The sequence below is a fragment of the Mesorhizobium sp. M1A.T.Ca.IN.004.03.1.1 genome (assembly GCF_003997555.1).
Lineage (GTDB): Bacteria > Pseudomonadota > Alphaproteobacteria > Rhizobiales > Rhizobiaceae > Mesorhizobium.
In genome coordinates, this window is record NZ_RZTV01000003.1 from 477,464 (window position 1) to 496,361 (window position 18,898).

17 protein-coding genes and 1 pseudogene are annotated in these 18,898 nt (G+C 64.6%); 11 read left to right on the forward strand and 7 right to left on the reverse strand.

All coding sequences use genetic code 11. The features are described from left to right. Positions 1-401 precede the first annotated feature (401 nt). From EOD29_RS12635 to EOD29_RS12645, 3 genes are read left to right on the forward strand one after another with little or no spacing between them, the layout of a single operon-like run. On the forward strand, positions 402-1,328 hold the full coding sequence (locus EOD29_RS12635; RefSeq protein WP_127246871.1) for a sugar ABC transporter permease: 927 nt from the start codon (positions 402-404) through the stop codon (positions 1,326-1,328). After that, positions 1,328-2,185: a carbohydrate ABC transporter permease gene (locus EOD29_RS12640; protein WP_127241144.1), complete on the forward strand. Its 858-nt coding sequence runs from the start codon at positions 1,328-1,330 to the stop codon at positions 2,183-2,185. The genes EOD29_RS12635 and EOD29_RS12640 overlap by 1 nt, the downstream gene beginning before the upstream one ends. 28 nt (positions 2,186-2,213) lie before the next feature. Beyond that, positions 2,214-4,211 (forward strand): glycoside hydrolase family 127 protein, encoded by a 1,998-nt coding sequence (locus EOD29_RS12645; protein WP_127246872.1) that lies wholly within the window; start codon positions 2,214-2,216, stop codon positions 4,209-4,211. A 10-nt stretch (positions 4,212-4,221) separates the two neighbouring features. Here the strand turns inward: EOD29_RS12645 and EOD29_RS12650 are convergent, their stop codons facing one another. Further along, a complete protein-coding gene (locus EOD29_RS12650) occupies positions 4,222-5,022 on the reverse strand; it encodes an endonuclease/exonuclease/phosphatase family protein (RefSeq protein WP_082954104.1) in 801 nt (266 codons plus the stop codon). A 25-nt stretch (positions 5,023-5,047) separates the two neighbouring features. Then, positions 5,048-6,505 carry a phospholipase D-like domain-containing protein gene (locus EOD29_RS12655; RefSeq protein ID WP_095824806.1) on the reverse strand — a complete coding sequence of 486 codons (1,458 nt, stop codon included), beginning with the start codon at positions 6,503-6,505 and terminating at the stop codon, positions 5,048-5,050. A 280-nt stretch (positions 6,506-6,785) separates the two neighbouring features. Between EOD29_RS12655 and EOD29_RS37150 the strand changes: the two are divergent. From EOD29_RS37150 to EOD29_RS12665, 3 genes and pseudogenes are all read left to right on the forward strand, one after another. Then, positions 6,786-7,555: pseudogene (locus EOD29_RS37150) on the forward strand (PAS domain S-box protein); the annotation flags it as partial. A gap of 9 nt (positions 7,556-7,564) precedes the next feature. Beyond that, positions 7,565-9,463, forward strand: a complete 1,899-nt coding sequence (locus tag EOD29_RS12660; RefSeq protein ID WP_245475341.1) for a PAS domain S-box protein — start codon at positions 7,565-7,567, stop codon at positions 9,461-9,463. Positions 9,464-9,503: 40 nt separating this feature from the next. Beyond that, positions 9,504-9,965: a response regulator gene (locus EOD29_RS12665; RefSeq protein ID WP_082954105.1), complete on the forward strand. Its 462-nt coding sequence runs from the start codon at positions 9,504-9,506 to the stop codon at positions 9,963-9,965. Here EOD29_RS12665 and EOD29_RS12670 read toward each other — a convergent pair. Both EOD29_RS12670 and EOD29_RS12675 read right to left on the reverse strand, forming a co-directional pair. Next, complete coding sequence (locus EOD29_RS12670; RefSeq protein ID WP_245322385.1) at positions 9,896-10,225, reverse strand: hypothetical protein; 330 nt, start codon at positions 10,223-10,225, stop codon at positions 9,896-9,898. The two genes, EOD29_RS12665 and EOD29_RS12670, sit on opposite strands and share 70 nt — an antisense overlap. A gap of 76 nt (positions 10,226-10,301) precedes the next feature. Beyond that, positions 10,302-11,051 (reverse strand): DUF899 family protein, encoded by a 750-nt coding sequence (locus EOD29_RS12675; RefSeq protein WP_127246873.1) that lies wholly within the window; start codon positions 11,049-11,051, stop codon positions 10,302-10,304. 134 nt (positions 11,052-11,185) lie between these two features. Here EOD29_RS12675 and EOD29_RS12680 point away from each other — a divergent pair, with 134 nt between their 5' ends. The 3 genes from EOD29_RS12680 to EOD29_RS12690 all read left to right on the forward strand — a co-directional run bounded on the left by EOD29_RS12680 (position 11,186) and on the right by EOD29_RS12690 (position 13,394). After that, complete coding sequence (locus tag EOD29_RS12680; protein WP_127246874.1) at positions 11,186-12,406, forward strand: helix-turn-helix domain-containing protein; 1,221 nt, start codon at positions 11,186-11,188, stop codon at positions 12,404-12,406. Between the two features lie 31 nt (positions 12,407-12,437). Then, positions 12,438-13,097: a DUF5074 domain-containing protein gene (locus tag EOD29_RS12685; protein ID WP_127246875.1), complete on the forward strand. Its 660-nt coding sequence runs from the start codon at positions 12,438-12,440 to the stop codon at positions 13,095-13,097. Positions 13,098-13,205: 108 nt separating this feature from the next. Further along, positions 13,206-13,394 (forward strand): DUF1059 domain-containing protein, encoded by a 189-nt coding sequence (locus tag EOD29_RS12690; RefSeq protein ID WP_067330162.1) that lies wholly within the window; start codon positions 13,206-13,208, stop codon positions 13,392-13,394. A gap of 13 nt (positions 13,395-13,407) precedes the next feature. Here the strand turns inward: EOD29_RS12690 and EOD29_RS12695 are convergent, their stop codons facing one another. The 3 genes from EOD29_RS12695 to EOD29_RS12705 form a co-directional block, all read right to left on the reverse strand. Next, positions 13,408-14,496: an acyltransferase family protein gene (locus EOD29_RS12695; protein ID WP_127246876.1), complete on the reverse strand. Its 1,089-nt coding sequence runs from the start codon at positions 14,494-14,496 to the stop codon at positions 13,408-13,410. Positions 14,497-14,609: 113 nt separating this feature from the next. After that, on the reverse strand, positions 14,610-15,851 hold the full coding sequence (locus EOD29_RS12700; protein ID WP_127246877.1) for an MFS transporter: 1,242 nt from the start codon (positions 15,849-15,851) through the stop codon (positions 14,610-14,612). After that, positions 15,839-16,570, reverse strand: coding sequence for an MBL fold metallo-hydrolase (locus EOD29_RS12705; RefSeq protein WP_095801194.1), 732 nt, complete (start codon positions 16,568-16,570; stop codon positions 15,839-15,841). Before EOD29_RS12705 ends, EOD29_RS12700 begins: the two co-directional genes overlap by 13 nt. Before the next feature lie 101 nt (positions 16,571-16,671). Here EOD29_RS12705 and EOD29_RS12710 point away from each other — a divergent pair, with 101 nt between their 5' ends. Both EOD29_RS12710 and EOD29_RS12720 read left to right on the forward strand, forming a co-directional pair. Beyond that, positions 16,672-17,337, forward strand: a complete 666-nt coding sequence (locus EOD29_RS12710) for a metalloregulator ArsR/SmtB family transcription factor (protein ID WP_127246878.1) — start codon at positions 16,672-16,674, stop codon at positions 17,335-17,337. Between the two features lie 528 nt (positions 17,338-17,865). Then, positions 17,866-18,885, forward strand: a complete 1,020-nt coding sequence (locus tag EOD29_RS12720; RefSeq protein ID WP_127246879.1) for an ABC transporter substrate-binding protein — start codon at positions 17,866-17,868, stop codon at positions 18,883-18,885. Positions 18,886-18,898 lie beyond the last annotated feature (13 nt).

Genomic DNA, 18,898 nt, shown 5'->3' on the forward strand with positions numbered 1-18,898 from the left:
CGTAGGCGCACTTCACAGCGGACCCCCACCCCCGGCCTTCGGCCGGACCCTCCCCTCAAGGGGGAGGGGGACGCCGCGCTAAATGGCAGGATTATCGCGTTGAGAAAGCTCACTCATCATCATCGTCAAGTTGAGGCGCCGCGAGGTTCGCTCCCTCTTCTCCCCTTGTGGGGTGAGAAGCGGTCCGCGCAGCGGACGAAAAGCCAATTGCTTGGCTTTTCGAGCTTCGAACGCCCTGAGCCTGCGAAGGGCCGGGCGGTGGCCGATCCACCCCCGGCCGGGTCCCCGCTGCTTCGCAGCGTCCCGGCGTTCGCCGGCCTTTCATCGTGCCACTGGCACGATGAATTCACCTTCGGTGAACCGGCTGCTCACCCCACAAGGGGAGAAGGGGGAGCTCAGCCATGACCACCCTCACTGCAACCCACCACGCGCCCGCCCGAGCCAGACGCATCGGCGTCAGCCGCCGGCAATGGGTAGGCCTGCTCTATGTCCTGCCGGCCGTCGCCTTCGTCACCGTCTTCTTCGTCATCCCGCTCGGCATGACGGCGTGGATGTCGCTGCACAACTGGCCGCTGATGGGCGAGCACACTTTCATCGGCCTCGATAATTACTTTGCCATCCTGCGCGACACGCGCTTCTGGAACGCGCTCAAATTCACCTTCTACTACACGCTGATCGTCACCATCGCGATCTTCGCCGTCGCCTTCCCGCTGGCGATCTTCATCGAGCGGCCGCGCCCGCTCACCAATCTCTACCGCACAGCCTTCTTCATGCCGGCGGTGGTGGGCTTTGCTTCCGCCAGCCTGCTCTGGTCGTGGCTGTTGAACGTCGATTCCGGCCTGTTCAGCCCGGCCGCTTACGACCTCGGTCTGACCGAGAGGAAGGTCAATCTTCTGGCCACCTTCCAGCCGGCCTTCTGGTCGATCATCGCCATGGTGGTCTGGAAAGTGGCCGGCTTCACCATGATCATCCTGATGACCGGCCTGCAGTCGATCCCGCAGGACCTGCAGGAGGCCGCCGTCATCGATGGGGCAGGGCCGTTCGCCCGCTTCAGGGCGATCACCCTGCCGCTGATGCGCCGCACCTTGGCGCTGGCGCTGATCCTGTCGGTCGCGGGCTCGATCCTCGCCTTCGACCAGTTCTACATCATCCTGCGCGGCGGCCCGCGCAACCAGACGCTGACGGCGGTCTACTGGATCTTCAACCAGTCCTTCGTCTCGTTCAAGCTCGGCTACGGCGCGGCACTTTCCATGGTGCTGCTGGTCATCCTGGTGGCGCTCAGCCTCATCCAGCTCTGGCTGCTGCGCAAGCCCGAGGGGCTCGACTGATGGCCGAGACGATGTCGCAGCACCGCAAGGCGGCCTTCAGCCTCGCCAGGCATTCCACCGGCATCATCGCCTCGGTGCTGTTTTTGGCGCCGATTGTGTGGACGGTGCTCTCCACCTTCAAGCCGGCGCAGGAAGCGCGCCAGCCGCCGCTGCCGCCCTGGCCGACCACCGGCTTCTCGGTCGAGAACTATCAGACGCTGAACACCTTCGGCGACGGGCTTTGGGCCTCGGCGCAGAACAGCATCTATGTCTCGGTGATGACAGTATTGCTCTCCGTGCTGGTCAGCGTGCTCGCCGGCTACGGCTTCTCGCGTTTCCGCTTCCCGTTCCGGGACTTCTTCTTCATCCTCATCCTGTCGACGATCATGATCCCGTTCCAGTCGATCCTGACGCCGATCTTCCTGGTGCTGACGAAACTCGGTCTCCACAACACGCTGACCGGCCTGGTCTGCGTCTATGTCACGCTGCAGCTGCCGTTCTCGATCTTCATGATGCGCAACGCCTTCGACGCCGTGCCGCGCGAGATCGAGGAGGCGGCGCGCATGGATGGCGCCAACAATGTCACCATGCTGGTCAAGGTGATGCTGCCGCTGGTCTGGCCGGGCGTCGTCACCATTGCGCTCTTCGCCTTCCTCGGCGCCTGGAACGAGTTCCTGGCCGCGCTGGTGCTGATGACCGACCAGTCGAAATTCACCCTGCCGGTGATGATGACCGCGCTCCAGTCCGGCCGCTTCGGCGCCATCGATTGGGGCGCGGTGCAGGCGGGCGTCACGGTGATGATGGTGCCCTGCCTGATCCTGTTCCTGGCGCTGCAGCGCTTCTACATCCGCGGCCTGATGGCCGGGGCCGTCAAATGATTTTCCCGCATTCGAATGGAGTGACGTTATGACCGCAGCACAATCCGCCACCGCAGCCCAGGCAGCCGCGACCGCGAAGCCGAAGCTTGCCTTCCGGCCGCTGCCCGTGCCCCAGGTCGATGTCCGCGGCTTCTGGGGCGACCGGGTCGACGCGGTCGCCGCCAAGACCGCCGGCATCCTCTACGATCGCTGCGTCGAGGCGCGCATGCTGGAGCAGATCGATCCCGACCGGCCGTCGCCCGGCGTCGTCATTCCGTTCCATTCGCCGTCGCCGGACGAGGCCGACGTGCAGGGCGCCGAGTTCACCGGCTCGACGGTGACGACCCAGATGTTCTGGGATTCCGACTGGGGCAAGACCATCGAGACCGCCGCCTACTCGCTCTACCGGCGCCGCAATCCGGAGCTGGAGAAGAAGATCGACGCCGTCATCGACATGTACGGCAAGCTGCAGCAGGAGGACGGTTATCTCTCGAGCTGGTACCAGCGCATCCAGCCGGGTCTCCGCTGGACCAACCTGCGCGACTGCCACGAGCTCTACTGCGCCGGCCATCTGATCGAGGGCGCCGTCGCCTACTTTCAGGCGACGGGCAAGCGCAAGCTGCTCGACATCATGAGCCGCTACGCCGACCACATCGCCTCGATGTTCGGCCCGGAGCCCGGCAAGAAAAAGGGCTATTGCGGCCATGAGGAGATCGAGCTGGCGCTGGTGAAGCTCGCGCGGGCGACGGGTGAGAAGAAGTACATGGATCTGGCGAAGTACTTCATCGACCAGCGCGGCCAGCAGCCGCATTACTTCGACGAGGAGGCGCGCGCCCGCGGCGCCGACCCGAAGGCCTATCATTTCAAAACCTACGAATACAATCAGTCGCACAAGCCGGTGCGCGAGCAGGACAAGGTCGTCGGCCACGCTGTGCGGGCGATGTACCTCTTCTCCGGCATGGCCGACATTGCCACCGAATATGGCGACGACAGCTTGCGCGCGGCGCTCGACAGGCTGTGGGACGATCTGACCACCAAGAGCCTCTATGTCACCGGCGGCCTCGGGCCGTCGGCTCACAATGAGGGTTTCACCAGCGACTACGACCTGCCCAACGAAACCGCCTATGCCGAGACCTGCGCCTCGGTCGGCCTGGTGTTCTGGGCGAGCCGCATGCTCGGCATGGGGCCGAACCGCCGCTATGCCGACATGATGGAGCGGGCGCTCTACAACGGCTCGATCTCGGGCCTGTCGCTCGACGGCTCGCTGTTCTTCTACGAGAACCCGCTGGAAAGCCGCGGCGGCCACCACCGCTGGAAATGGCACCGCTGCCCCTGCTGCCCGCCCAATATCGGCCGCATGGTGGCCTCCATCGGCAGCTATTTCTACGGCCTCGCCGACGATGCGCTGGCCGTGCATCTCTATGGCGACTCCACCGCACGCTTCGAGATCGCCGGCCGGCCGGTCAGCCTGGTCCAGACCAGCAATTATCCCTGGGACGGCGCGGTCTCGATCGAGTTCGAGGCACAGACACCGGTCGAATTCACGCTTTACCTGCGCGTGCCCGCCTGGTGCCGCAACGCGGCGCTGAAGCTGAACGGCAACATGCTAGATCTCGATGCGGTCACGGTCGACGGCTATGCCGCGATCCGCCGCGAATGGCAAAAGGGCGACCGCGTCGAGCTCGACCTCGAAATGTCGATGGCCCGCCTCTTCGCCAATCCGGAAGTGCGGCAGGACATCGGCCGCGTCGCGCTGTCGCGCGGCCCGCTGCTCTACTGCGTCGAGGAGACCGACAATGGCGGTGGCCTGCACCGCATTGCGCTGCCGCGCACGGCCAGGCTGGAGGCCCACAAAGAGCCTAACCTGCTCGGCGGCATCGTCACGCTTTCGGCGATCGGCAGCCGGGCCAAGGCGGAGACCTGGGGCGGCGATCTCTACCGCCCCGAGCCGCCAGAAACCGAAGAGACGACGCTCAAGGCAATTCCTTACTTCGCCTGGGACAACCGCGATCCCGGCGAGATGCTGGTCTGGCTCAGGGAAGGATAAGCTACTCTCCCTATAGATGCACGTAAGCCGTGAGCGGCAGGTGGTCGGACGCCACGCGCGACAGCGGCGTGTCATGCGCTTCCACCGCCGACACCATGCCGTCGCGGTTCCCCATGATCCGGTCGAGCGCCAGCACCGGCAGGCCGGACGGAAAGGTGGGCACAGCGGGCAGCGAGGGGCCGAAGGTGGTGTGCAGCGTGTTGAGCGCGGAGCGGTTGCCCAGCCGCCATTCGTTGAGGTCGCCAAGCAGGAGCGTCGGCCTTTCGTCCGCGCTGCTCATGATATCGAGCACGACGCGCGCCTGTTCCGAGCGCGAGCGGCGCAACAGGCCGAGATGCGCCGCGATCACGCGCAGCGTCCGGTTCTCGTCGAGGTCGATCTCGGCGACCAGCGCCCCGCGCGGCTCCAGGCCGGGCAGCTTGATCTGGTGCACGTCGCGCACCGTGCCGCGCTTGAACAGAAGCACGTTGCCGCGCCAGCCATGTGCCTTGCCGTTTCCGGTGACCGGCACCGGGACCAGCCCTGTTTCGATTTCGAGGCGGTTGAGGTCGAGCAGTCCGGCGCGGTCGCCGAAGCGGTTGTCGGCCTCCTGCAGCGCGATCACATCGGGGCTGATCTCGCGGATGACGCGCGCGGTCCGCTCGGGGTCGAACTTGCGGTCGGTGCCGATGCATTTGTGGACGTTGTAGGAGGCGACCACCATCTCGGCGCCGCCGACCCGTTTCGGCGCCGTGGCTTTCGCTTTCCGCATCTTTCTGCCGCGGATCGACAGGAGCACGGTTTCGGGGAGGGTGCGTCCGTTTCTCTCCATGGTTCCTGCTGCTCGTCTTCCTTGCCTACAGATAGGGCGATCCCAGCCACAGCAATCGGTCGAGGACACGAATGACGAAGGCTCTGGCCCTCAGCATCTCGAGTGTCACCGGTTTCGCCGACGCGATCGCCGCGTCGATACGCGCCTCGATCGCCCGGGCGAAGTTGGCATCCAGGACCTCCATGTCGATCTCGAAATTCAGCCTGAGCGACCGGGCGTCGAGATTGGACGAGCCGACATAAGCCCACGCGCCGTCTATTGCCATAAGTTTCGAGTGATCGAAGGGGCCCTCGTGGCGCCACACCCGGCAATAATGCTTCAGCACCTGGTCGAATTGTGCCGTCATGGCGCGGTCGACGAGGAAAAGGTTGTTCACCGCCGGCACCACGATGTCGATCTCGACACCGCGCGCGCCGGCCGTGGTCAGCGCGCTGATCAGCTCGCGGTCCGGCAGGAAATAGGGCGACATGATGCGGATCGATTTGCGGGCGACCGAAAACGCACCCATCAGCAGCTTGTGGTTGGTTTCGTTCGCGGCATCCGGTCCTGTCGCCACGGCTCTGACCAGCATCGGCTGGCCGGGCGGCGGGGCGGTTCGCTCGACCTGCCAGACGTCGCCCTTCAGCGCCTCGTTGCTGGCGAAGCGCCAGTCCTCGGCAGCGACCGAGAACAGGTCGGCCACCACCGGCCCGGTGACCTCGAAATGCGTGTCCCTGGAGCTGTCGGAACCGGCGAATTCGGCCGAGAACCCCTTGCGGATGTTCATGCCTCCGGTAAACGCCACTGTCGCGTCGATGACCAGGACCTTCCTGTGGGTTCTGAGATTCGCATAAGGAAGTCTCAAGCCCATGACGATGTTGCCGTTGAAGAGATCGACGGCGACGTTGGACTCCCTGAGCTGCTTCAGGATGCTGGGTACCGAATAGCGCACGCCGACGGCGTCGATCAGCACGCGCACGGCAACGCCGCGTTTGACCGCGGCGGAGAGCGACTGCGCGAACATCTGTCCGACGGCGTCGTTGTCGAAGATGTAAGTTTCGAGAAGCACGCTCTTTTGCGCGCCGTCGATCGCCCGGCACATCGCCATATAGGCCTCGTCGCCGGTCTCGAGCACGGCGATCATGTTTCCCGAAGTCAGCGGACGCCGCGCCACCCTGTCGCCCAGTGTCTTCAATCCGACGAAGCGCTGGCCGAATTGGGCCTCGATCAAGGCTTCGACGGCGACGTCGCGATTGTGCCCCTCATCCGCCGAACCGGCGCTGGGCCGCATGGCGCTGATCGTCGCGCGGCGGATGCGGTTGATGCCAGCGATGGCGTAGATGATCGCGCCGAGGAAGGGCGACAGAAGCATCACGCCGACCCAACCCGTGGCGGCGCGCACGTCTTCCTTCGTCATGATGGCATGGACGATGCCGACCGCCGCCATCGCCAACGACAGGAAAAGGATAAGCGTCGACCAGTGACTCGCTATCGCCTCGAACATCGGCCCGACTATTGTGCGAGCCGGCGCGGAAGGCAATGCGCCAGGTCAAGGCGGCCCGGATTCGCATGCAGCTCTTTCCGGCCCGGTTGCATGAGGGATCCCGCCAGTGTGACCGGTCGTTCGAACGCTTGCGCCTCTGTGCGAAAATCGGTCCACCAGGCAAGACGAAATCGTCGTCGGCATTATGTCGGCGCTGCCTCAGTGCCGAAGAGTCGGGCCGCACGGGAACATTCGGCGATCCGATGCGTTTGGCTTTTCGTTGCTCGAGCGGGATTGGGAGATGCGCATCGAAAGCTTTCAAGGAACCGAGGGGTTTATCCGTACCCCGCAGGACGCCGTCGCCCTGCAAATCCCGCCCGACTTCATCGAGACGCTGCCCATTGCGATCTACGCTTGCGACGCGCAAGGCCGATTGCTTTGGTTCAACAAGCGCGCTGCCGATTTGTGGGGGCGAACGCCCTTGCTTGGCTCGGACAGCGAACTCTATTGCGGATCCCACAGGCTCTATCTCGATGGACGGCAGATCGCGCGCGCCCAAACCCCGATGGCCGCGGTGCTGCGAACCGGCATTCCCGTCAGGGGGGTTGAAGGAAAGCTCGAGCGGCCGGACGGCACGGCGATATGGGTGATGGTCCACATCGAACCGATCGAAGACGAGGACGGTCGGGTCGTCGGAGCCATCAACTGTTTCCATGACGTCACGGACCGGCGTCTGACCGATGAGATCATTGGGCAACAGGAGCAGCGGCTCGCTGCAACTTACCAGCATGCGGCGATTGGCATCGCTGAAGTCAACGCGAAGGGCGAACTCGGGCGCGTCAACGGCTACCTGGCCGACCTGCTCGGCTATTCCGCCGATGAACTTGTCGGCAGGTCGGTGTTCGATGCCACTCTGGCGGAGAATGTCGATGCGGACCTGCGTCAGTTCGAGCGTCAGGTGCGAGGCGAGATCGACAGCTACCGGCACGAAAAGCGCTTATCCGCAAGGACGGGGCAAGAGTCTGGGTCGCGGTCACGTCCTCGAGCGTAAGGGACTCCGAAGGCCGCTTCTTGTATGCGGTGCGCGTCCAGCAGGATATCACCGCCCGCAAGAAGGCCGAGGCCGCGCTCGTCCGGCATCTGGAGCAGCAGGCGGCGCTTTACGAATTCACGGACAGCCTTCAGCGCGCGGCGAATCTCGGCGAGGTTCACGAGATAGCCCTCAGCACCATCATTCGCGCATTGGGTGCGGACCGGGCCTCCATACTCTTCTTCGACAACACCGGCTTCCTCAGATTTGCCGCCTCGCGAGGCCTGTCGCAAGCTTACAGAACGGCCGTCGAAGGCCATTCCCCCTGGTCGCGCGACACACGCGATCCCGAACCGATCGCTATTGCCGACGTCGAGCAAAGCGGATTGCCGGACGACCTCAAGGCGGCTGTGCGGGACGAAGGCATTGCAGCGCTGGCTTTCATTCCGATCTCGGTGCGCGGTCAGCTGCTCGGCAAGTTCATGTCCTATTACGATCATCCGCACGATTTCGTGGAGTCCGAGCTTCGTTTTGCGCTGACAGTGGCCGGACAACTCGGCTTCGCGGTCGACCGCGTACGGCTCGAGACCGCCCGCCAGACGACGGAACGCGCGGCAAATCAGCTCGTGGCCGTTGTCGAATCCTCTCACGACGCGATCATCAGCAAGGACCTCAACGGCATTATCGCCTCATGGAATGCCAGCGCGGAGCGGCTGTTCGGCTTCACGGCCGACGAGGCGATCGGCAGGCACATCACGATGATCATCCCCGATGACCGGCTGGGCGAGGAGCCGGAGATCATCAGGCGCATCAGCAGCGGCGAAAACGTCGATCACTTCGAAACGGTGCGTCGCCGCAAGGACGGCAATCTCGTCGATATTTCCCTGACGATTTCGCCGATCCGCAACAGCCAGGGCCTCATCATCGGCGCCTCGAAGATTGCGCGCGACATCACCGACCAAAAGATGGCTGAAGCCAAGCTGCGGGCGAGCGAGCGTCAGCTGCGCGACCTGCTGGCGGCAATTCCGGCGGCGATCTACACGACGGATGCCGACGGCACGATAACCTTTTTCAACGAGGCGGCCGTCGAGCTTTCCGGGCGCGTTCCGCAGATCGGCAAGGATAAGTGGTGCGTGACGTGGAAACTGTTCTGGCCGGACGGAAGCCCGCTTCCTCACGACCAGTGCCCGATGGCGGTCGCCCTGAAGGAGGGGCGTCCGATACGCAACGCTGAAGCCGTCGCCGAGCGCCCGGACGGCGTGCGCATTCCCTTCATCCCGTATCCGACGCCGCTGCGCGATGAAGATGGCAAGATCGTCGGCGGCATCAACATGCTGGTCGATATCAGCGAACGCAAACAGGCCGAAACACAGCAGCGGCTGCTCTTCAATGAGCTCAATCATCGTGTGAAGAACAACATGCAGATGCTGCAGTCACTGCTGAGCTTGGCGGGTCAACGGGCAGCGAACCCGCAAGCGCGAGAAATCTTGCGTGAAGCCGGCAACCGCGTCGCGGCCATGGCCGCTGCTCAGCAGGTCCTGTACGAGACGGTCGATTCGACGCAGTTCAACGCGAAGGGTTTCTTGCTTGCGGTTTGCGGGACAATAAAGCAGACCTTCCCGAAGGAAGTCGCGGTTGAGTTCGAGGCTGATGATGCAAAGCTTTCGAATGACGTTGCAATGCCGCTGGCGCTGATCCTGAACGAGCTTCTGACCAACGCCATAAAATATGGAACTCCCGACGGAGCCGGCACAATCCGGGTCGGGCTTCGGCGCGATGTCGACGGCTTCCAGGTATTCGTCGAAGACAGCGGTCCCGGCTTTGACCTGGCTTCGGTCCGCGACCGTTCGTCCGGATTGAAGCTGGTTCAGGGCTTGGCGCGGCAGCTGCACGGCAAGCTTGTCGTTACCAAGGAACCGAAGACGCGCTGCAGCATTCGGTTCTCATGAAGCTCTTGCCGGCTCTTCTTCAGTTCCTGGATGGCTCTCGATGACCGAGCTTGCTGCCCCACACGGACGCCGTCGGCCAATCCCAACGAAAGCCGCGTCGGCCGAACCTGTGGCCGCCGCATTGCCCACGCGGATCTTGGTCGTCGAGGACGATTTTCTCATCTCCCTCGAGATGGAGAGCACTCTGACCGCGGCCGGTTTCGAGGTCGTGGTCGTTGGCTCGGGCGAGGAAGCGCTCGATAGCGCAGCTGCGGACCGGCCTGATCTGGTTGTGATGGATATCCGGCTGTCCGGCGCCATGGATGGAATTCAAACTGCCCTGGAGTTGTTTCGAATTTACGGTTTGCGGTCGGTTTTTGCGACGGCGCATTCCGATTCCGACGTCCGCGCCCGGGCAGCGCCAGCGGAGCCGCTGGGCTGGCTGGTAAAGCCCTACACGCCGGCATCCCTGCTCTCAGCCATCCGCTCCGCGCTTAGGTCCGGCAGCTCGTCGGCAGGTTGAAACGCCGAATCCGCCGCCCCTCTGGCGAGCAGCCGCAGCCAGGGCGCGAGGTGGAAGGCAGCCATCAGGAAATACATCGGCGCCATGCCGCTGAGCACGGAGGCTCCGGGCCCGGACATGCACATCGCGTCCGGTCCGCTACCGGCGGCCGTGAGCAACGCCATGACGGCAAAGGTCGGCGCCGCCGCGAGACATAACCAGTCGGCCAGGCCGAATCCGCTCAGGCCTGCCGGGCGAGGGGTGGGATTGTCGATGCTCATGATCTCCACCTTCCAACTGCTCTCAGGAAAGTTCGGCTCTGGCGGCGCGGGCGACGCCGCCAGAGTCGCTTCGCGTTCAGGCGTTCTTGTTGCGAAACGCCGCTTCGCCGGCATCCGAGACCTCGACCCATCGCTGGTCGGGCGCGGCGCCTTCCTCATAGTTGTCGTGCCAGTTCCACCACTTGTAGGTCTGGGTCTGCGGATAGCCCTCGGGCGAATCCTCCCACACCTCCTGGCGGCCGAGCGGGGTGACGTCGAGATAGCTCCACACCGTGCCGAACGCCTCGTCGCCGCGGTTGTTGACGAAATAGGTGCGGAAGATACGGTTTCCGTCATGGATGAAGACGTTGTGGCCGTGCCATTCGTCGACGCCGAAATCCTTGTCCCAGCTGTCGGTGATGGTGTACCAGGGCATCTTCCAGTCCATCCGCTGCTTCAGCCGCTGAATGTCGGCCTGCGGCGCTCGGGACACATAGGCAAGCGTAGTGTCGCGGGCGTTGAGATGGGCGAGGTTGCCGACCATGTCGGCGCCGAGCGAGCAGCCGCGGCAGGCGTGCTCCGGCCAGCCATAGACGCCGGGCTCGAAGAAGGCGCGGTAGATGACCAGTTGCCGGCGGCCTTCGAAGAGGTCGAGCAGGCTTGCCTTGCCGTTTGGGCCTTCGAACACATAGTCCTTCTCGACAGGCATCCACGGCATGCGGCGGCGTTCCGCAGCCAGCGCGTCGCGGGCGCGGGTGAGCGCCTTTTCCTTCACCAGCATTTCTTCATACGCGCCTTCCCAGGCTTCCGGCGAAACGACCGGTGGTGTCTTCATGTGTTGGGTCATTGCTCTTGTCCCGTTCTTGCGTTTGGTTGGGGTGACAAGGGAAACTTAGAGCCGGACGGCGCGATGGTGAGAGTTACAAGTGTGACGCGATTTGATCCGGCAGACCCGGAAGGGGGCATCGGGGCGGGCATTGCATGGACTCGATGATCAATGCCGCCGGCCGCCTGCTCGCGACCGGTGATCCGCTGGGCGCCCTGAAGCGCGTCGCGTTGCGCGACGACGCCCCCGCACTGGCGCTGCGCGGCATCGCGATGGCGCAGCTCGGCGACTTCGCCAAGGCCAAGGCGTTGCTGAAGAGCGCCGCCCGCGCCTTCAGCCCGAAAGAGGCGGTGGCGCGCGCCCGCTGCGTCGTCGCCGAGGCCGAGATCGCGCTGGTCTCGCGCGATCTCGGCTGGCCGGACAAAGCGTTGCGAGCCGCCCGCACGACGCTTGCCGCGCATGGCGATCGGGTCAACGCCGCCTATGCCGGCAGCCTCGAAGCGCGCCGCCTCATCCTGATCGGCCGGCTCGACGAGGCCGAGCGGCTGCTTGCCGGCTTCGATCCGGGACCGTTGCCGCCGGTCGCGCGCGTCGCGCATGAGCTCGCGGCCGCGGGCATCGCGGTCAGGCGCCTGCGGACGAAGGCCGCGCGCGCCGCGCTCGGCCGGGCCGCGCTCGCGGCCTACGAAGCCAATATCCCGGCGCTGAAGGCGGAGGTCGAAAGCGCGTCGCTGGTGCTGAACACGCCCGTCGCGCGGCTCGTGTCGAAGGGCACGGAGATGCCGCTGCAGCTCGACGAAGTCGAGGCGCTGCTCACCTCAGGCGCCCTCGTCGTCGATGCCTGCCGCAATGTCGTGCGCAAAGCCGACACCGTAGTGTCGCTGGCGACGCGGCCGGTGCTGTTTGCGCTGGCGCGCACGCTGGCCGAGGCCTGGCCCGCGGATGCGTCGCGGGAGGCGCTGCTGACGCGCGCCTTCCGCGCCAGGCACGCCGATGAATCGCATCGTGCGCGGCTCAGGGTCGAGATGGGCCGGCTGCGCGCCGAAATGAACGCGCTGGCGGAAATCAACGCGACGGCCGCCGGTTTTGCGTTAACGCCGCTGACCGCAGCCGAGGTCGTGGTGCTTGCGCCGCCTGTCGAGGAGGAGCATGGCGCAGTGCTCGCCTTCCTCGCCGACGGCGAGTCCTGGTCGAGCTCGGCGCTGGCGATCGCGCTTGGCGCCAGCCCGCGCACCGTGCAGCGGGCGCTGGAAATGCTTTCGGCCGACAACAAGGTGCAGGCGGTCGGCCGCGGCAGGGCGCGCCGCTGGATGAGGCCGCCGGTGACCGGATTCCCGACTGTCTTGTTACTCCCGGGTCCGCTGCCGAGCGACTAGTGTGCGGCCATTGTTCGAATGGAGATCGAAAATGAAACGAGCCGCTGCCGAGATCCTGCGCGAATACGGCCCCTTTCCGGATGCCGAGCGCATCAATGGCGTCACCTATGACGGCAAGAATGTCTGGTTCGCCACCGGCGACAAGCTGAAGGCGCTTGACCCGGAGAGCGGCGCGATCGTGCAGTCGATCGACGTTGCCTCCCATGCCGGGACCGCCTTCGACGGCGAGCATCTCTACCAGATCGGCGAGGACCGCATCCACAAGGTCGACCCGAAGACAGGCAAGGTCGTTGCCACCATTCCCGCCCCCGGCAATGGCGGCGACTCTGGGCTTGCCTGGGCCGAGGGCTCGCTCTGGGTCGGCGAATACAGGGCCCACAAGATCCATCAGATCGATCCTGCAACGGGCAAGGTGATCCGCACCATCGAGTCGAAGCGTGTCGTCACCGGCGTCACCTGGGTCGACGGCGAGCTTTGGCATGCCACCTGGGAAGGGGAGGAGGGTGATCTCCTGCGCATCGACCCCCAGACGGGCGATGTGCTGCAGGAGCTGGCGATGCCCTCCGGCGTGTCGGGACTGGAATCTGACGGTGGCGGCTGCTTCTTCTGCGGAGGCGGCAGCAGCGGCAAGATCAAGGCCGTGCGCCGTCCTGGGTACAACCATGACAAGGACACGACAGTCGGCAAATAGCCGGCTCTAGCCAGGCTTTGCACGGCGGTGGTCTTCAGTCTAGACCAGTCCATTGACAAAGGTCGCGCCCCATCGCTCCATCAGGCGTTCCTAAAAAGGGAGGCAGCGATGGCGTATACGTATCGGTGCAAGGACTATCCGGGAATGGAAGCCTGTCCCGGGAGCTTCACGGCAGAAAGCGCGGAAGAGGTAATGAAGCACGTTGAGCTTCATGCCAGGTCCGCGCATGGTGAAGACCCGAGCCAATGGTCCCAAGAGGACCGGAAGCAGCTACAGGCGATGATGATCGCGAGCTAGGCGCGCTTCTGCATCAAGCCGCCTCGCGCGCCGGCCGGGCAACGCCCTTGTTTGAGATCTGGCCGGCAGTCGGTCTGTCGACATGCGCCCAGGCCGGTCGCTCGAACAGGAAGGTTCCGAAGCCGCTGCGCTTGACGATGAAGTAGAGAATGACCGGGCTGATGACCGAGACGAGCAGCACCGCGAGGCTGAGCATGCCGGTATCGGTCAGAAGGCCGCTTGCCAGCATGATCCCGCGGAAGATCGACATCGGGATGGTGAAGGCGACATAGACGACCAGCGAATGCTCGCCGAGCCAGCGCAGCCATTCCATCGCGGCGGATTTCGACAGGAAGCCGCCGGCGACGCAGAGCGCCACCGCGCCGGCGACGGCCAGCGTAAGATGCAGCGGCGGCCATGCCGCCAGGCCCATCTGCATGCCGACCGGCTCGACGGCGTAGCCCGGCGAGTAGACGAGCAGGCCGTTGACGATGGCCCACACGATCAGCCCGGCAGCGGCGATCGCCGGACGAGCTTGCGTCCACGCGACCAGCCGGAACACCAGCGGCGCCATGACGAAGCCGAGATAGAAGAACACGAAATAGGCGGCGAATTGCGTGAGCGCATAGCTGTCCGAATGCGGTGCCCACATCTGCAGCGCGGCGGCAGCCGAGATGACGATCCAGTGCGGCACGCCTAGCTCGCGCAGGATGCGCGCCACGAGGCCGAACACGGCCAGCATGTAGATGAACCACAGCACGCCATAGGGCTGGACGACAGCCACGGCGAGGTCGTGCAGCATGCCGGCGGGATCGCGGCTGAAGATGCCGATCTTCAGCCCGATCGAGATGACCGCCCACAGGACATAGAAATAGAGGTAGTGGACGACGCGCCGGTCGATATAGCGCCGCCAAGGCCGGTCGATCACCTGCGACAGGAACAGCCCCGAGATCAGGAAGAATTCCGGCATCCGGAACGGGGTCGCGAAGCCGATGACATAATGCAGGAAGCCGATGCCGCCGGTATATTCGCCGGTGTTGTAGGCGGAATACATCATCACCACCAGGATGATCGAAAGACCTTTTGCCGTGTCCACCCACGGCATGCGCGTCGAAATGTTCATGAAAGACCCCGCAAAGGCACCCAGCGCCATAGTACCGGACAGGCGCGTCTCTAGCAGCATGAAGCTTCGGATATCGTAAACGCGGCGCTGTCGGGCTGGAGCTCGGTGCCGGGTCAGCGGCTGGTCTCTCCCATCGCCACCGCCACGATTGCGCCCGAGAGGAAGGTCAGCGCCGCGATCGCCGCGATCGCCGCGACGAAGCCGAAGAAGTCGGCGATGAGGCCCGCCGACAGCGCTCCGATTGCGTAGCCGAGATCGCGCCAGAAGCGATAGACGCTGAGTGAGCGCGCCCGCCATGACGGATGCGATGCGTCCGATACCGCCGCGATCAGGCTTGGATAGACCATCGCCGTGCCAAGGCCGAGCAGGAGGCTCGCCAGCAGCCACCAGCCGAAGTCGCGCGTCATGGCGGTGAGAAGAAGGCCGGCAGCCTGCACCCACATGCCGGCGACGATCAGGCCCTTGCGGCCCCAACGGTCGCTCAATGGCCCGGTTGCGACCTGTAAGACGCCCCAGACGGCGGGATAGACCGCCTTGAGGATGCCGATGCGCTCGACGCCGAGCCCGTTGGCGACGAAGAAGAGCGGAAAAAGCCCCCAGCTCATGCCGTCGTTGAGATTGTTGACCAGGCCCGCCTGCGAGGCCGCGAACAAATTGCGGTCCCGGAAAGAGGTCAGCATGAAGATCTCGCGAAAGCCGAGCGGGGAGACAGCTTTCTGATGGTTGGCCAGTTCCAGCCGCACATGCTCGCGCGTGTCGCGCACCAGAAGGATCGACAGCGCGGCACCCAGGATCGCATAGCCGATGCCGAGATAGATCGGGACCGGGCGCAGCCCGTAGCGGCTGGCCAGATAGCCGGTCAGAAATGCGGTGACGCCGACGGCGAGGTAGCCGGCGAACTCGTTGAGGCCGACGGCGAGCCCGCGCGATTTCGGCCCGACCAGATCGACCTTCATGATGACGGTCATCGACCAGGCAAGTCCCTGGTTGATGCCGAGCAGCGCGTTGGCGGCAATGATCCACCCCCAACTCGGCGCCCAGATGATCATGAAGGGCACCGGGAGGCCGAACAGCCAGCCGAGGATCAGCACGCGCTTGCGACCCCATGTGTCGGCAAGCTGGCCGGAGACGAGATTGGCGCAGGCCTTAACCACGCCGAAGCTCACGATGAACGAGGTGACGAGCGTCGTGGAAGCAACGTGGAATTCCTCCGCGCCGATCAGCGGCACGACGGTTCGCTCGATGCCGACCATGCCGCCGACAAAGGCGTTGATCAGCACCAGCAGCGCGAACTGTTTCCAGTTGGCCTTGAGGCCGAGCGCGACGGCAGGCGCCGTTGCGCTCACGATCGCGATCCGGCGTTGGCGGCGCGGGTCCGGGCCGCGTCCGGCGGCGGGGGAGGGATGTCGGCGGTCATGGCGGCGATGAACTGGTCGACGTCCTCGATGCGGAAGGCCTTGTTGAAGCGCCGCTCAAAGCCGATGGTCGATGTCGGCTTGCCGCTGAGCGAGCGGCCGCACACCGAGCCGGAATAGGCGCCCGGCAGCACCTCGATGTGATCGGGCAATTCCTTCAGCCGGCGCACGCTGGCATAGAGCGCGCGGGCTCCGTCCTCGGCGCTCGAAGCAAGCTCGGTGCGACCGAGATCGCCAACCATCAGCGTGTGACCGGTGAGCACGAACCAGGGCTCGGTCGACCGCGTTCGGTCGGTGACTAAAAGGCTCAGATGCTCCGGCGTGTGGCCGGGCGTGTGCATCACGGTCGCCGTCACATTGCCGAGCTCCAGCACCTCGCCGTCCTTCACGTGGCGGAACGGGAAGCCCGCCTCGGCGCCTTCGAACAGCACGTATTCGGCGCCCGTCGCTTCGGCGAGCGCACGGCCTGCCGAGATATGGTCGGCGTGGATATGCGTGTCGACGACATAGAGGATGCGCATGCCTGTCGCGCGCGCCGCCTCGACATAAGGCGCGATCTCGCCGACCGGATCGACGACGGCAGCAGACGCCTTGCCGCCGCAGCCGAACAAATAGGAGGCGGCGACCGGGTCGGTATGCAGGAACTGCCTGAGAATCATCGCTTTTCTCCAAAGGGCAATTGCGGGTCGCTTGGCTTGACGGCAGGTCGAAACCATCATTCAATAATTACATTGAATGACGATGGGTCGCAGAAAGGTCGATGTCAATCCGCAATCCGAAGCTGGCGCTGTACGAACAGTTCGCGATCGTCGCCAAGGCGCTCGGCAATCCGCTGCGCCTGGAACTGATCGAGCATTTGGCGCAAGGCTCGCGCAGCGTCGAAGCGCTTGCTGCGAAGCTCGGCCAGCCGATCGCCAACATCTCCCAGCATCTGCAGGCGCTGCGCCGCGCCGGCATCGTCTCGGCCGAACGCGACGGCAAATACGTGCGCTATTCGCTGAGCGATGCGAGCGTGCTGTCGGCCTTTGCTGCGGTGCGCGGCATTGCCGAGCGGCAGCTTGCTGAGGTCGATCGCATTGTGCGCGACTGTTTCGAGGCACGTGACGACATACAGCCGGTCACGCGCGGCGAGCTTCAGACGCTGATGCGCGACGGGCTGGTGACGCTGATCGACGTGCGCCCGCCGGACGAGTTCGCGCTTGGCCACGTGCCCGGCGCGGTCAATGTTCCCCTCGGAGAAGTCAAGGCCTGGTCCCAGGGTGCCGACCCCGGACGGGAAATCGTCGCCTACTGCCGCGGCCCATGGTGCGTGATGTCCTTCGAGGCGGTGGCCGCGCTGCGCTCGCTTGGCCATTCCGTGCGCCGCCTCGAGGACGGCATGCCGGAATGGAAAGCCGCTGGCCTTCCGGTGGAAATGGCGGCCTGACGGTGTCGCTAACAAATGCATGTCGCCCAAAAATGGGCAGCGGTTCTGGGGCAAGAGGCGCGAGCAAGTTTTGGGCTCGCAGCCGACGCAAATTGGGCGTATCGTGACATATCGTCGGTTGCTAATAAATGAGCCGGCGACTGAGAGCGCAAGACTCCCGCACCGGACTGGGCGCTAGCATCCACACCACTCGTCGCGCCCACAAGACCACCTGCCTCTGTCGAAACCTCTTTTGCTCGGTTCCGGCCAGAATTGCCCTTCGCAATTCGGAATGGGAGCGTTCCGATGCAGCAGATCACGCAAACCCGCCGACGATTCCTAGCCGGTGCTGCCCTGGCAGGCGCTGCCGGTGTCGTCGTCCTTCCGAGGTCACTCCATGCGGAACCGCCGCTGGAGCGAGAGCTGAAGATGTGAGCAAGCGGCAAGCCCAGAGCCCGCCATGCAGGTACGGCCGACTGTGCACAACACAGCATCCACGGGTCAGTGTTCTCAGTGTCGCACTGGCCACCATCTGGAAAGGAGGTTCCCATGCATACCGTATATCCCGGACGGTTCAGCCGACGGAGGTTCCTGCGTGGGATTACGCTGGCGGGGGCAGCGGGGCTTCTGGGCTGGCACCCCAGGCGCGCCGCTGCGGAGCCACCGCCTGAGACGACGCGGATCCGGCTCGTCCGGGTTCCCAGCATCTGTCAGGCCCCTCAGTATGTAGCCGAAGAACTGTTGCGCAGCGAAGGGTTCACCGAGGTGCACTACCTCCAAAGAGAGGGGACGGCAGACATCGCGCCGGCCCTCGCCTCCGGTGAAGCCGACCTCAGTGCGCATTTCGCCGCCCCGCTCCTTCTCCGCCTGGAGGCGGGGGATCCCATCGTCATCCTGGCAGGCCTCCACGTCGGCTGCTTTGAACTGTTCGGGACCGATCGCATCCAGTCGATCCGCGATCTCAAGGGGAAGACCGTGGCCGTGCCAGCGCTAGATTCCAGCCGATACGTCTTTCTCGCCACTATGACGGCGTATGTCGGCCTGGACCTCCATAAGGACATACACTTCGTCATGCATCCGGGACCCGAGTCCATCCGGCTCCTGAGTGAGGGGAAGATCGATGCCTATTTGGGCTTTCCCCCCGAACCGCAGGAGATGCGGGAGCAGCAGATCGGCCATGTGGTGATCAGCAGCACCGTGGACCGGCCCTGGTCGCAATACTTCTGTTGTATGTTGGCTGGGGAGCGGGAGTTCGTCCGTACGCATCCGGTGGCCACCAAACGCGCCCTCCGCGCCATCTTGAAAGCGGCGGATTTCTGCGCCAGCGAGCCCGAGCAGTCCGCCCAGTTCTTGGTGCAGCAGGGTTATACTAAGCGCTATGGCCATGCCCTCCAGGTCATGAAGGCGATCCCCTACGGTTGGCGTGAGTATAGCGCTGAGGACACCCTGCGCTTCTACGCCCTGCGTCTCCACGAGGTCGGGATGCTGAAGAGCACCCCCCAGAAGCTGTTGGCCCAAGGCACCGACTGGCGTTTCTTCAACGAACTGAAGCACGAGCTGAAGACCTGACTAGGCGGCCAGC

Coding starts and splice junctions, on each gene's coding strand:
- EOD29_RS12670 (WP_245322385.1), bottom strand. CDS start 10,225: ATGAGCATCGACAATCCCACCCCTCGCCCGGCAGGCCTGAGCGGATTC.
- EOD29_RS12675 (WP_127246873.1), bottom strand. CDS start 11,051: ATGACCCAACACATGAAGACACCACCGGTCGTTTCGCCGGAAGCCTGG.
- EOD29_RS12690 (WP_067330162.1), top strand. CDS start 13,206: ATGGCGTATACGTATCGGTGCAAGGACTATCCGGGAATGGAAGCCTGT.
- EOD29_RS12685 (WP_127246875.1), top strand. CDS start 12,438: ATGAAACGAGCCGCTGCCGAGATCCTGCGCGAATACGGCCCCTTTCCG.
- EOD29_RS12705 (WP_095801194.1), bottom strand. CDS start 16,570: ATGATTCTCAGGCAGTTCCTGCATACCGACCCGGTCGCCGCCTCCTAT.
- EOD29_RS12650 (WP_082954104.1), bottom strand. CDS start 5,022: ATGGAGAGAAACGGACGCACCCTCCCCGAAACCGTGCTCCTGTCGATC.
- EOD29_RS12665 (WP_082954105.1), top strand. CDS start 9,504: ATGACCGAGCTTGCTGCCCCACACGGACGCCGTCGGCCAATCCCAACG.
- EOD29_RS12695 (WP_127246876.1), bottom strand. CDS start 14,496: ATGAACATTTCGACGCGCATGCCGTGGGTGGACACGGCAAAAGGTCTT.
- EOD29_RS12720 (WP_127246879.1), top strand. CDS start 17,866: ATGCATACCGTATATCCCGGACGGTTCAGCCGACGGAGGTTCCTGCGT.
- EOD29_RS12710 (WP_127246878.1), top strand. CDS start 16,672: ATGTCAATCCGCAATCCGAAGCTGGCGCTGTACGAACAGTTCGCGATC.
- EOD29_RS12645 (WP_127246872.1), top strand. CDS start 2,214: ATGACCGCAGCACAATCCGCCACCGCAGCCCAGGCAGCCGCGACCGCG.
- EOD29_RS12635 (WP_127246871.1), top strand. CDS start 402: ATGACCACCCTCACTGCAACCCACCACGCGCCCGCCCGAGCCAGACGC.
- EOD29_RS12655 (WP_095824806.1), bottom strand. CDS start 6,505: ATGTTCGAGGCGATAGCGAGTCACTGGTCGACGCTTATCCTTTTCCTG.
- EOD29_RS12680 (WP_127246874.1), top strand. CDS start 11,186: ATGGACTCGATGATCAATGCCGCCGGCCGCCTGCTCGCGACCGGTGAT.
- EOD29_RS12640 (WP_127241144.1), top strand. CDS start 1,328: ATGGCCGAGACGATGTCGCAGCACCGCAAGGCGGCCTTCAGCCTCGCC.